This window comes from Ruegeria sp. H8 (assembly GCF_056532905.1).
The window spans coordinates 151,724-165,081 of the sequence record NZ_JBQFNY010000005.1 but is presented as its reverse complement, the minus strand read 5'-3'; the positions used below and the strand labels follow the sequence as shown (position 1 = coordinate 165,081).

Genomic DNA, 13,358 nt, shown 5'->3' with positions numbered 1-13,358 from the left:
CAATGCGTATGGCAGGATGGGTATTGGCGGCGGTCATGGCGACAGCCGGTGTTGCACAGGCACAGGATCAGCAAACCTTGGCCGACATACGTCAGGAGCTGACGGTGCTGCATGTGGAAATTCAGCGTCTGAAGCGCGAGTTTTCCACCACAGGATCGCCAGCGCCAAACTTGTCCGGCAGTTCGGTTCTTGAACGGGTTGACGCCATTGAAGCGGAACTGCAACGCCTGACCCGTCAGACCGAGCAGCTGAACCAGCGTGTGCAAAACATTGTCTCGGACGGCACCAATCGCATCGGAGATCTGGAGTTCCGCCTGTGCGAGCTTGAGGCAAACTGCGAGATTTCAGGCGAACCGACCAGCACACTGGGCGGAGAGGGCACAGATGTAGGTACGGCCGTTATCACGCCTGCCACGCCATCCCAAACCGATCAGGGTGAACTGGCCGTGGGCGAGCGGGCGGATTTCGACGCGGCATCGCAAGCACTGGCCGATGGGGATTACCAGACTGCGGCTGATTTGTTTGCGCAGTTTGATACGAACTATCCCGGCAGCCCCCTGGCGCCCGAAGTGAATCTGAAACGTGGTCATGCGCTTGAAGGCCTTGGCGACACCCGCGAAGCGGCACGGGCGTTCTTGGCAAGCTTTACCGGAGATTCCGAAGGAGCGTTTGCCCCCGAGGCCCTGTTCGAGTTGGGCGCGGCGCTGGGGCGTCTGGGGCAGACCGATCAGGCCTGCATCACGCTCAATGAAGTTGGCGTGCGCTTTCCATCCGCACCGGCGTTTGCGGATGCGACGCAAGAGATGTCTGCGCTGGGGTGTTCTTGAACCGTCACAGCGAAAACCTGCTTGCAGAGCTTCGCGCCCGGCTTCCCGAAAGGCTTCCGCCTAAACTGGGCGTGGCGGTCTCGGGCGGTGGGGATTCCGTCGCGTTGATGCATCTTTTGCATCAAATCGCCCAAAACGAAGAGATCGCCCTTTTTGTGGCCACGGTCGATCACGGCTTGCGCCCCGACGCAGCGCAAGAGGCCGTGACAGTGTCGCGCCAGGCCGCTGCTTTGGGGCTGCCGCATGACATTTTGCATTGGGCGGGTTGGGACGGATCGGGCAATGTTCAGAATGAGGCCCGCAAGGCGCGTTACAGCCTGCTTGCCGGTTGGGCGCAACAGCGCGGAATCGACGCCATCGCGTTGGGGCACACGGCGGATGATCAGGCGGAAACGTTGCTGATGCGACTGGGTCGTTCATCAGGTGTTACGGGACTGTCCGGCATGTCGGCAAACCGGCAATGGGAAGGTGTGACATTGCTGCGGCCAATGCTGGGGATCACACGCAAGGATCTGAGAACCTACCTGACCGGTATCGGCGCAACATGGGTCGAAGATCCGTCGAATCAGGACCCTCGTTTCGACCGGATCAAGGCACGAGAGGCCGTGTCCGGCCTCAAACCACTGGGAATTGACGCGCTTTCATTGTCGCGAGTGGCCGAAAATCTGGCGCAGGCCCATGCAGCCCTGGTTGTGTTTGCGCAGGAATCCGCACGGAATGTCGCCCAGGTCGAACAAAGCGACGTGAAGGTGGACAGGGCCGGTTTTGCCGCATTGCCCAAGGAAATCCGACGCCGCGTGTTGCTTGGATGCATTGCCTGGATCGCAGGGCAGGGATATCCCCCGCGTCAGGCGGCGGTCGAGCAGGCCATGAAGGCCATAACCGACGGGCGGGCAGGGTCGCTCAGCGGTTGCCTGTTGGTCCCGGAAGGGATGAGTGTTTGGATTTGCAGGGAATTCAAGGCCGTGGAGGCTCGGGTTTCAGCACGTGACGAAGTTTGGGATGGCAAATGGGTCTTGACCGGGCCCGAGATTTCCGGTGCCGAGATCCGCGCTCTGGGTGAAGACGGGCTGCGACAGGTGGCCGAATGGCGCGAAACAGGCCGGCCCAGGCTGGCCTTGAGTGCGACGCCCGCGGTCTGGAAGGGGGGCGTGGTGCTGGCCGCTCCGCTTGCGGGATTTGCGAACGGATGGCACGCGGACACGATACCGGAATGGCCCGAGTTCCACGCATCTTTTTTATCGCATTGAACATACCACAATCCTCTCTATTTTAAGAGGTAACTTGGCAGCTCCTCACCTGCCGGAACTTTTGGGAGAATTTCCTTGGGCAACGCTCGCAATATCGCGTTTTGGGTCGTTCTGTTTCTGCTGATCCTTGCACTGTTCAATCTGTTCAGTGGACCGGGCGGAACGCTTCAGAGCAATGAAAGAACTTATTCCGATTTCGTCGGCGCCGTGCAAAGCGGTGAAGTCAAGAACGTGACGCTGGACGGCGAACAGATCCGCTATACGACCGAAAGCGGTGCGACTTACGTCACGATCAAACCCGGCGACGCCGAGGTCACCAAGCTTTTGATCGATGAGAACATCCCGGTTCAGGCGGTCAAGCAACAGCAGTCGGGCTTCCAGTCTTTCCTGATCACGCTCTTGCCGTTCCTGCTTCTGATCGGTGTCTGGGTCTATTTCATGAACCGGATGCAGGGCGGCGGCAAAGGCGGTGCGATGGGCTTTGGCAAGTCGAAGGCCAAGATGCTGACCGAAAAGCATGGCCGCGTCACATTTGACGACGTGGCGGGCATCGACGAGGCCAAGGAAGAACTGGAAGAGATCGTTGAATTCCTGCGAAATCCACAGAAGTTCAGCCGCCTTGGCGGCAAGATCCCGAAAGGCGCGCTGCTGGTCGGTCCTCCGGGTACTGGTAAAACATTGCTGGCCCGCGCCATCGCGGGTGAGGCGGGTGTGCCATTCTTCACCATTTCGGGGTCCGACTTCGTCGAGATGTTCGTGGGTGTCGGTGCATCCCGTGTCCGGGACATGTTTGAACAGGCCAAGAAGAATGCGCCTTGTATCGTCTTCATCGACGAGATCGACGCGGTGGGCCGCCATCGTGGCGCTGGATACGGCGGTGGTAACGATGAACGCGAACAGACCCTCAACCAGTTGCTGGTTGAGATGGACGGGTTTGAGGCCAACGAAGGCGTGATCATTCTGGCGGCCACCAACCGAAAAGACGTTCTGGATCCCGCGCTGCTGCGTCCGGGCCGTTTTGACCGCAACGTGACCGTTGGTAACCCCGACATCAAAGGCCGTGAGAAAATTCTGGGCGTGCACGCGCGCAAGACGCCTCTGGGCCCCGATGTCGACCTGCGCATCATTGCGCGCGGTACGCCGGGCTTCTCGGGGGCTGATCTGGCGAACCTTGTGAACGAGGCCGCGCTGATGGCCGCCCGCGTGGGTCGCCGCTTTGTCACTATGGAAGATTTTGAAAACGCCAAGGATAAGGTGATGATGGGCGCCGAGCGCCGCTCGATGGTGCTGACCCAGGACCAGAAGGAAAAAACCGCCTATCACGAGGCGGGCCATGCCGTTGTCGGCCTGACTCTGCCGTTGTGCGATCCAGTCTACAAAGCCACGATCATTCCGCGCGGTGGTGCGCTGGGTATGGTGGTTTCGCTGCCTGAAATGGATCGCCTGAACTACCACCGTGATGAGTGTGAGCAAAAGCTGGCCATGACCATGGCCGGCAAAGCCGCCGAGGTTATCAAATACGGTGAAGACCACGTTTCGAACGGCCCGGCCGGGGACATCATGCAGGCCAGCCAGTTGGCGCGTGCCATGGTGATGCGCTGGGGCATGTCGGACAAGGTCGGCAACATCGACTATGCCGAGGCGCACGAAGGCTATCAGGGCAACACCGCAGGGTTCTCGGTGTCGGCGCATACGAAAGAGCTGATCGAAGAAGAGGTGAAACGCCTTATCCAGCAGGGTTATGAGCGCGCGCACCAGATTCTGACCGAACAGCGTGAAGAATGGGAACGCCTGGCGCAGGGCTTGCTTGAATACGAAACCCTGACGGGTGATGAGATCAAGCGTGTCATGAATGGTGAATCACCCACCGAGGATGATGATGAAGGCGACAAGCCGGATGAAGGCAGCGCGCCCAGTGTCACGGCCATTCCCAAGACAAAGGCCAAGAAATCTCCGCCCGATGGCGGGATGGAGCCTGAACCCACCGCATAGTCAAAAAAGACCCGGCGCATAGTCCGGGTCTTTTTTCTTTTCATCGGTGTTTTGCCGGGCAATATGCACGCAAGAAAAAAAGCGAAAAGAGAAGGCTGTGCCATTTTTGCGTGAAACCGAATTTGCCGCCGAAGCAGTCTGGCTTGGCCATGTCCCTGCGGGAACCTCTTTGCGGGCCCAGGCTGTTGACACGCTGGATTTGTGTTTTGACGGCGTGAAGGGTGAGCGCCACGAAGGCCTAAATCGGGCGTCCTGTGTCAGGGTCTCGAACCTTTACCCGAAAGGCACTGAAATTCGAAACGTGCGTCAGCTTTCAGTTTTGTCCGAGGAGGAATTGCAGCAAATTGCGCAGGACATGGGGTTGGATCAGCTTGACCCGTCCTGTCTTGGGGCTTCCATTGTGCTGCGTGGGATCCCGGATTTTTCGCATATCCCCCCGTCTTCACGTCTTCAGGCAACGAGCGGGGCGACGATAACGGTGGACATGGAAAACGCCCCTTGTGTTCTGCCGGGGCGCGAGATCGAAGCGGATCAACCGGGGCATGGCGCAGCTTTCAAACCTGCGGCGGCCGGGCGTCGGGGCATCACCGGATGGGTCGAACGTCCGGGGCGCATTCAACTGGGGGATCGGCTGAAGCTGTTTGCTCCGGATCAACCTGCCTGGGCTTGGGAAAACGGGCTTGTTTCCGATTAGAAACCCCTGAAACGAACTTACGACGCTTCGCGACGCCAGAATGTCGGAATCCATGGCTATCGGGATTGTACACAAGGGTATGGAATGCACAGCGCCGACGCCCCGCGTCGGTTTTGCACGGTATTCAATCAAGGACCCCGGCCAATGAGCTACAAATCCGATATCGAAATCGCCCGCGAAGCGAACAAAAAGCCGATTCAGGAAATCGGTGCCAAGATCGGCATCGACTCTGCGGATCTGCTGCCTTACGGCCACGACAAGGCGAAGGTCAGCCAGAACTTCATCAACTCGGTTCAGGACCGCGAAGACGGCAAGCTGATCCTGGTGACTGCAATCAACCCGACCCCGGCAGGTGAGGGCAAGACCACGACCACAGTGGGTCTGGGTGACGGCCTGAACCGCATCGGCAAGAACGCGATGATCTGTATCCGTGAAGCCTCGCTTGGCCCGAACTTCGGCATGAAGGGCGGCGCCGCGGGTGGCGGTTATGCGCAGGTCGTTCCGATGGAAGAGATGAACCTGCACTTCACCGGTGACTTCCACGCCATCACCTCGGCTCACTCGCTGCTGTCGGCAATGATCGACAACCACATCTATTGGGGCAACGAGCAAGAGATCGACACCCGCCGCGTCGCATGGCGCCGTGTGGTCGACATGAACGACCGTGCCCTGCGTCAGATCACAGCTTCACTGGGTGGTGTGTCGAACGGCTTCCCGCGTGAGGCAGGTTTTGACATCACCGTAGCGTCCGAGGTCATGGCGATCCTCTGCCTGGCGAACGACCTGAAAGACCTGGAAAAGCGTCTGGGCGACATCATCGTTGCTTACCGCCGCGACAAATCTCCGGTCTACTGCCGTGACATCAAGGCCGAAGGCGCAATGACCGTTCTGCTGAAGGACGCGATGCAGCCGAACCTGGTGCAGACGCTGGAAAACAACCCGGCCTTCGTCCATGGCGGCCCGTTCGCGAACATCGCGCATGGCTGTAACTCGGTCATCGCGACCAAGACCGCTCTGAAAGTCGCCGACTATGTCGTGACCGAAGCCGGTTTCGGTGCGGATCTGGGTGCCGAGAAGTTCATGAACATCAAATGCCGCAAGGCGGGCATTGCCCCGTCGGCGGTTGTTCTGGTTGCGACCGTGCGCGCGATGAAGATGAACGGCGGCGTTGCCAAAGCCGATCTGGGTGCGGAAAACGTTGAGGCCGTCAAATCAGGCTGTGCCAACCTGGGCCGTCACATCGAGAACGTGAAATCCTTCGGTGTACCGGTTGTCGTCGCCATCAACCACTTCGTCACCGATACCGATGCCGAAGTTCAGGCGGTGAAAGACTATTGCGGCGAGCACGGCGTCGAGGCGGTTTTGTCGCGTCACTGGGAGTTGGGTTCCGAAGGGTCTGCGCCGTTGGCCGAGAAAGTCGTCGAAATCGTCGAAGGTGGCACCGCGAACTTCGCACCGATCTACCCCGACGATATGCCTCTGTTCGAGAAGATCGAAACCATCGCCAAGCGCATCTACCGCGCTGACGAGGTTCTGGCTGACAACAAGATCCGCAACCAGCTGCGTGAATGGGAAGAAGCCGGATATGGCAACCTGCCGGTCTGCATGGCCAAGACGCAGTATTCCTTCTCGACCGACCCATCGCTGCGCGGTGCACCCACGGGCCATTCGGTTCCGGTGCGCGAGGTACGCCTGAGCGCGGGCGCGGGCTTCATCGTGGTCGTTTGCGGCGAGATCATGACCATGCCTGGTCTGCCCCGCAAGCCGGCTGCCGAAACCATCTGCCTCAATGACGCAGGTGAGATCGAGGGCTTGTTCTAAGCCGCCGAATAGGACATCTCGTGGTCCGGGGATTCATTCCCGGGCCATGAGGAGATGACGATGCCCACTCTGATACCGCCTCAGAACTGTAACACGATGCAGGAGCTGCGGGCTGAGATCGACAAGCTGGATCGCCAACTGATCGAAATGTTGGTAACGCGCGCGACATATATTGACCGCGCGTCGCAGCTGAAACCGGGCGAGGGCCTTCCGGCCCGTATCCCGGAACGTGTCGAAGAGGTGGTGCAACGCGTGCGTGCAAGCTCGGACGCGCTGGGGATGGACCCGGATCTGGCCGAGAAGCTGTGGCGCATATTGATTGACTGGTCGATTGCACGCGAAGAGCGCGTGATTGGCACCGACTGACTGACCGGGCGTTCTGTGCGCCCGATCCGTTTTTTGAAAGAAGGGATCGAAGTATGGTAGCTCAGGTTATCGACGGTAAGGCCTTTGCCGCAAAAGTGCGCGGTCAAGTTGCCGATCAGGTCGCAAAGCTGAAAGAAGAAAACGGCATCACCCCTGGCCTGGCCGTGGTTCTTGTGGGCGAAGACCCAGCCAGCCAGGTTTATGTCCGTTCGAAGGGCAAAATGACCGTTGAAGTCGGCATGAATTCGTACGAGCACAAGCTGGACGTCGATACATCCGAGGAAGATCTGCTGGCGCTGATTGACAAGCTGAACAACGACCCGGCCGTGCATGGCATTCTGGTCCAGTTGCCGCTGCCCAAACACCTGAACGAGGATCTGGTGATCAACTCGATCGACCCGGCCAAGGATGTGGATGGCTTCCACATTTCGAACGTGGGCCTGCTGGGTACCGGTCAGAAGTCGATGGTGCCCTGCACCCCGCTGGGCTGCCTGATGATGCTGCGTGACCACCACGGTTCGCTTTCCGGCATGGACGCCGTTGTGATCGGTCGCTCGAACATTGTGGGCAAACCGATGGCGCAGCTGCTGCTGGGCGATAGCTGCACCGTGACCATCGCGCATTCGCGCACCAAGGATCTGCCGGACGTCGTACGCCGTGCCGATATCGTCGTGGCTGCCGTGGGGCGTCCGGAAATGGTGCCGGGTGACTGGATCAAGGAAGGCGCGACCGTGATCGATGTAGGCATCAACCGCATCGAACGCGACGGAAAGAACAAGCTGGTCGGTGACGTGGACTATGCCAGCGCGTCCCAGCGTGCTGGCGCCATCACTCCGGTTCCGGGAGGGGTAGGTCCGATGACCATTGCATGCCTGTTGGCCAACACTTTAACTGCGTGCTGCCGCGCCAACGCTCTGCCCGAACCAGAAGGTTTGACGGCGTAAGGTAATCTGGCCGGGTCGATCATGTCGGCCCGGCACACTCCTCAGTTGTGCATGACCCCGCGGGACAAAAATCGGACGCTCCAGTCAATTTGCCCTGAATGGGTTTGACAGCTTAAAAAATCGTGATATCCCTGTATTCCCAGTTGGTTACAGATAAGGTGCTTCAGTGCTTGTCGTGCTAAGGTTGAATTTTATTAAGTCGTGCACAAAAGCGGTATGACGTCTGGGATTAACACTATTCGGAATGCTTGTACCCCACAGCGAGTGACGGCGGGCCTTGTCTTTCTTCCATTGCTTGCTTACGCGTTTCCTCCGTTTCTGGTCGCGGATTTGAGCTTCGGTTTGCGTCTTCTTTTCTGGACCGGGGTGATGGTTCTTGCCCTGACAGTCACCGGGTTGGCGCGCAACTTGATGCAGAAAAACCCCGTTCTGTTGAATGTTCCCGTTCGTGATCTGGCCTTCGCGGCACTGATCCTGGTTCTGTTCACACCGTCCCTTTGGATGTTGGCATGGATCCTGTTCACCTGCGGAGGTCACATGGCACCAGGCGCCCAGACCGTCGCGGTATATGGGGTCCTGTTTGCAACGGGTTTGGTTCTTGTGCAACGCAATGATTTGAACCCATTGATGGCCTCAACACCTGAAACCGAGAGGCCGCGCCTGATCAGGCGTCTGCCGCCTGACTTCCATGGTCAAATCCATCGTTTGACGGTCAGGGATCACAATGTGGATATTGTCACTTCGGAAGGCACGTTCACGGTCCGCTCGCGCTTTACGGACGCAATTGCCGAGATGGAGCCGGTTCCCGGACACTGTTCGCACCGTTCGCATTGGGTGGTGGACGCGTCCATCGCAGGGGTTGAAAGATCGGCGGGCAAAACCTTTTTGCGCCTGATGAACGGCGATCTGGTTCCAGTAAGCCGCAAGTACAAACCGAAGTTGGAAGAAGACGGGTTGATCTGATTTCAACGCGGCATTGGGATCATCTGTGGTTGCTGGCCCGTCAGAATGGCCATTGCGTCCGAGCCCATGAGATCGGAAAGTGCCCGATCCGAACTGCGCAACCCCCCGGTGTAAGTTCCGTAGGCAGGCAGGATCAGCCGGTTTCTGTCCAGCAGAAAGGCAGGCCGGGAAATGTGCCTGCCTTTCGTCCGAATCCGTGCTTTCGGATGAAAATGGCCTGAAATTTCACCTTGCGGCTGATCTTGGGCGATGTGACGAAAGACAAGAGGGCCGCACTGCCATTCGACCAGATGAGAGCCCCCCATCTCGATCGGGCCGGGATCGTGGTTGCCTTCGATCCAGATCCATTGGCGCCCGGCCTGCAAAGTCGCAATCCTCAACCCTTCTGCGTCGGGCAAGGCTTGGGCCGCTTCGAGATCGTCAAAGCTGTCACCTAGGCAGATGACGGTTTCGGCGTTGGTGTGTTCCAGATCGCGGGCCAGCCAGTCAAGCGTTTCGCGACTGTCATAAGGCGGCAGCGTAGCCCCGCGCCGACGGGCCATACGTTCGGATTTTCCCAGATGCAGGTCCGAAACACAGAGCAGTCGCCGCGCCGGCCACCATAATGCGCCAGACGGCAACGCATCGAGTTGCTGGCCTGCAAAGGAAAACTTGCACACGTTCATGATACGTTCTTGACCTGATTCCACATCTTGCGCAAGGGGCTCAAAGCTGGTCCAACCCGGCGGCTTCCAGCAGGCGTGCGCTTTCTTCTGCAAGCAGCCTTTCTTCGGCGGCCCCTTTGACAGGCACCTTTCCGACCTCAAGAAACAGCGGCGCGGCCAGTGGGGAAACGCGATCTAGACGCAGCAGGTCGACGCGGTCGCCGATGCGCGCCAGCATTGCCTCGATCCGACCGAAGTCAACCAACCCGCGCATGGCTTCTTCGCGGGTGATCTGCATCAACAGATGATCGGGATCATATTTCAGCAAAGTGTCATAGAGAATATCCGACGAAAACGTGGCTTGCCGCCCGGTTTTCCGTTGCCCGGCCATGTTGCGTTCGATCAGACCGGCAATCGTGGCCGACGCGCGAAAGGTACGCTTCATGACTGCGTTGCCTGCCAGCCATGTGTCCAGCCCGTCACGCAGCGCTTCGGGTTGAAACAAAGGGCGTGGGTCAGTGACCGCATCCAAACCCCAAATCAGCGTGGCATAGTCTGTGGCGACAAACCCCAGCGGCGCCAAACCGGTATCCTCCATCCGCTTGGTCAACAGCAGCCCAAGTGTTTGTTGCGCGTTGCGGCCGGCGAATCCGTACACGCACAGATGCTCTCGCCCGTCGCTTGGAAAGCTTTCGATCAGCAGACGATCGCGTTGAGGCAGGCGGGACATTTGGCGCTGCAAGTCCAGCCAATCAGCCGTATGGGAAGGCAGGTGCGGCCAGTCAGTTTGGGCGAACATGCGCAGAATGCGGTCGCTGAGTTGCGTTGAGGTCGCAAATTTCGTGCCCGAGAAGGTCGCGATCTTTGGTTTGCGATCGGCGCGACGGCTGACTTCGACCACCATTTCGCGCAGACCTTCATACCGTACGATCTGTCCGCCGATCAGGAAGGTATCGCCGGGGGTCAGCGAAGCAGCAAAGGCTTCCTCGACTTCGCCCAACGGTTTACCGCCACGGCTGCGTTTAAGGCGAACTTTGAGTGTATCCGTGTCCTGAATCGTGCCCAGATTCATGCGAATACGCGACGCTGCGCGAGGATCGCGCAATTGCCATTGCCCGTCGGCACGCTTCTGCAACCTTTGCCATCGATCATAGGCGCGCAAGGCGTAGCCGCCGGTGGCACAGAAATCCAGACAGGCGTCAAATTCCGGTCGGGTCAACTGTGCGTAAGGTCCGGCGGATGTCATCTCGGCATATAGATCATCAGCGTCAAAGGGCCCGGCACAGGCCGCAATCAGAATGTGCTGGCACAACACATCGCGGGGGCCGGGGCCTCGGGGTTCTCCGTCCAGTTCATGGGCTTTGGCAGCCTCGAGCGCAGCGACGCATTCGACAACCTCAAAACGGTTCGCAGGAACCAGCAGCGCCTTGGAAGGCGCGTTGTAGCGGTGGTTGGCCCGACCAATCCTTTGCACCAGCCGCTTGACGTTCTTGGGCGCACCGATCTGAATCACCAAATCGACATCGCCCCAATCAATGCCCAGATCGAGGCTGCCGGTGCAGACGATGGCACGCAATTCGCCACGCACCATCGCGGCCTCGACCCGCTCGCGTTGCTGTCGGTCGAGGCTGCCATGATGGATGCCGATGGGTAGGCCGTCGTCATTCGCCAGCCACAGATTGTGAAAGTAGATCTCGGCCTGCGCGCGGGTGTTGTGAAAGATCAGCGTGGTCTTGTGCCGCCGGATCTGGTCCAGCACAGCCGGAATCGAATAGGCCGCGCCTCCGCCGGACCAGGGCGGCATTTCCGTTGTTTCCAACATCTGGATGTCTGGGTCCGGGCCGGGATCGGCCTGCACAATCCGGCAGGGGTCCGGGTGGCGCGCCAGAAAGCCGGCAATTGCCGCGGGGTCTTCGACTGTGGCTGACAGGCCTACACGACGTAGACCCGGGTTGAGGCGCTGAAGGCGTGCCAGGGCCAGCATCAGCTGATCGCCGCGCTTGCTTTCCGCCAGCGCGTGGATTTCGTCGACGATGATCCGCTGTACCCCATCGAACATGCGCGGCGCATCTTCGTACGAGGTCAGCAGTGCCAGACTTTCCGGTGTGGTCAGCAGGATATGGGGCGGATCGGCCCTTTGGCGTTTTTTCTGCGTGGCCGAGGTGTCACCGGTGCGATCTTCGATCCGGATGGGCAGGCCGGTCTCATCCACCGGGGTGCGCAGGTTACGTTTGATATCCGCCGCCAGCGCCTTGAGCGGCGAGACATAGAGCGTATGCAAACCGTTGTGGCCACCGTCGGCCAGCTCGGACAGGGAAGGCAGAAATCCGGCCATGGTCTTGCCGCCACCCGTTGGGGCGATAAGGAGGGTTGCCGGCTCCTTCGCCCGGTCGAACATCTCTTTCTGATGCGGGTGGATGGACCAGCCTTTGGAGGAGAACCACGTACCAATCCGAGCGGGAATCTGCGTCATGGTTGCAGATTACCCGCCCGGAGGAGGGATTGGCACGGCGTTATTTGACGATTTTCTCGTCTTTTACGAACATGTTGGCCCAGGCACGGTCAATCAGGTCCGGACTCATCTGATAAGGGATGCCTTCGAACTCGCAGATCGAGATCATCTGATCAATCAGGAAGATCGGTTGGTAGTTGGCATAAATATTGTTGATAGTCGGGTACTTGACCTTCAACAGGTGTACCAAGGCCGCCTCGTCCAGTGGCATACCTCGTTTGCGGGCCACCATGGCAAAGATTTTCAGGAAGTTCTCCTGATTGGGGCCGTCAATCTTGATCTTGAAGAAGATCCGGCGCAAGGCCGCTTGGTCGAAGATCTCATTGGGGTGGAAGTTGGTCGAGAAGATGACCAGAGTGTCAAACGGAACTTCGAACTTTTCACCTGATTGCAGGCCGAGGATATCCTTGTTTTCTTCAAGCGGGACAATCCAACGGTTGACCAGCGCCTGCGGCGGTTCGGCCTGACGGCCAAGGTCATCTACGATGAAAATGCCACCGGTGGATTTCAGCTGCAACGGGGCCTGATAGGTTCGGGCGGTCGGGTTATAGACCAGATCCAACATACTGAGCGAGAGCTCACCACCGGTTACGACGGTGGGGCGTTCACACTGAACATAGCGAGAATCGAACCGCTTGCGACGGCGCAGGCTGTTGGGGTCGTCCGGCTCCTGTTCGATCGCCGTGTGCACGATCGGGTCATAGACCGTGATCACCTGACCTGCATATTCGATAGCATATGGCACATAGACGTTATCACCCAACGCATCCCGGATGCCGTTCGAGATCGAGGATTTACCGTTGCCCGGAGGACCGTACATCAGAATCGACCGGCCCGCGCTAACCGCCGGGCCCAGATGGTCCAGCAGGCTGTCGGGCAGAACGAGATGACCCATTGCGCCAACCAGTTGCTCTCGCGTGACCTGAATATTTCGGATCGACTGGCGTTTGACCTGCTCGCGATAGACATCCAGCGGCACCGGCATTGCGCCGAAGTATTCGGATTGGCTCAGCGCATCCAGCGCACGGGCCTTGCCTGCATCGGTCAGCTGATACCCCATCTCATTGCCGCTATTGGCGTTCAGTGTCCCGGTCGCTTCAAGCAGTTTCTGATCGCGCGCGATATCGACCAGTTCCTGAGTTACCGAACCAGGCAGACAGATCGCTTCGGCCACTTCTGATACCGTGCTCGCGTTTTTGCGAAAAACCGTCTTCAGAAGGATGTCCCGCATCATTACAAGCGGAAGCTTCATTTCGCCCAAACCCTTGGGGGCAGGGGGGGCCATAACAGAGGAATTCTGCATATTCATGCGCGGTGCTCATCCATCAAGTTGTCACGCCAAGAA

The 13,358-nt window shown here is 58.9% G+C and carries 11 protein-coding genes; 8 read left to right on the top strand and 3 right to left on the bottom strand.

Annotation, left to right across the window (positions count from 1 at the left end; translation table 11 throughout):
- Positions 1–2 precede the first annotated feature (2 nt).
- From ybgF to ACR0A2_RS13915, 8 genes are all read left to right on the top strand, one after another.
- Positions 3–827: a tol-pal system protein YbgF gene (gene ybgF / locus ACR0A2_RS13950; protein ID WP_152457230.1), complete on the top strand. Its 825-nt coding sequence runs from the start codon at positions 3–5 to the stop codon at positions 825–827.
- A complete protein-coding gene (gene tilS, locus ACR0A2_RS13945; RefSeq protein ID WP_480835611.1) occupies positions 818–2,077 on the top strand; it encodes a tRNA lysidine(34) synthetase TilS in 1,260 nt (419 codons plus the stop codon). Before ybgF ends, tilS begins: the two co-directional genes overlap by 10 nt.
- Before the next feature lie 75 nt (positions 2,078–2,152).
- Positions 2,153–4,069, top strand: a complete 1,917-nt coding sequence (gene ftsH / locus ACR0A2_RS13940) for an ATP-dependent zinc metalloprotease FtsH (protein ID WP_152457232.1) — start codon at positions 2,153–2,155, stop codon at positions 4,067–4,069.
- 97 nt (positions 4,070–4,166) lie between these two features.
- The gene (locus tag ACR0A2_RS13935; RefSeq protein ID WP_480835610.1) at positions 4,167–4,763 is read left to right on the top strand and encodes an MOSC domain-containing protein; all 597 of its coding nucleotides are present in this window, start codon (positions 4,167–4,169) and stop codon (positions 4,761–4,763) included.
- Positions 4,764–4,907: 144 nt separating this feature from the next.
- Positions 4,908–6,584: a formate--tetrahydrofolate ligase gene (locus ACR0A2_RS13930; RefSeq protein WP_171117501.1), complete on the top strand. Its 1,677-nt coding sequence runs from the start codon at positions 4,908–4,910 to the stop codon at positions 6,582–6,584.
- A 60-nt stretch (positions 6,585–6,644) separates the two neighbouring features.
- Complete coding sequence (locus ACR0A2_RS13925) at positions 6,645–6,950, top strand: chorismate mutase (RefSeq protein ID WP_152457235.1); 306 nt, start codon at positions 6,645–6,647, stop codon at positions 6,948–6,950.
- Positions 6,951–7,003: 53 nt separating this feature from the next.
- Positions 7,004–7,894, top strand: coding sequence for a bifunctional methylenetetrahydrofolate dehydrogenase/methenyltetrahydrofolate cyclohydrolase FolD (folD, locus tag ACR0A2_RS13920; RefSeq protein ID WP_171205634.1), 891 nt, complete (start codon positions 7,004–7,006; stop codon positions 7,892–7,894).
- Positions 7,895–8,158: 264 nt separating this feature from the next.
- Positions 8,159–8,857: a LytTR family DNA-binding domain-containing protein gene (locus ACR0A2_RS13915; protein ID WP_480835608.1), complete on the top strand. Its 699-nt coding sequence runs from the start codon at positions 8,159–8,161 to the stop codon at positions 8,855–8,857.
- Positions 8,858–8,859: 2 nt separating this feature from the next.
- On the opposite strand, the gene pdeM is transcribed toward ACR0A2_RS13915, so the two are convergent.
- From pdeM to ACR0A2_RS13900, 3 genes are read right to left on the bottom strand one after another with little or no spacing between them, the layout of a single operon-like run.
- Positions 8,860–9,522 carry a ligase-associated DNA damage response endonuclease PdeM gene (gene pdeM / locus ACR0A2_RS13910; RefSeq protein ID WP_480835607.1) on the bottom strand — a complete coding sequence of 221 codons (663 nt, stop codon included), beginning with the start codon at positions 9,520–9,522 and terminating at the stop codon, positions 8,860–8,862.
- Positions 9,523–9,562: 40 nt separating this feature from the next.
- Positions 9,563–11,974 (bottom strand): ligase-associated DNA damage response DEXH box helicase, encoded by a 2,412-nt coding sequence (locus tag ACR0A2_RS13905; RefSeq protein WP_480835606.1) that lies wholly within the window; start codon positions 11,972–11,974, stop codon positions 9,563–9,565.
- A gap of 40 nt (positions 11,975–12,014) precedes the next feature.
- Positions 12,015–13,322: an ATPase gene (locus ACR0A2_RS13900; RefSeq protein ID WP_152457240.1), complete on the bottom strand. Its 1,308-nt coding sequence runs from the start codon at positions 13,320–13,322 to the stop codon at positions 12,015–12,017.
- Positions 13,323–13,358: the final 36 nt, after the last annotated feature.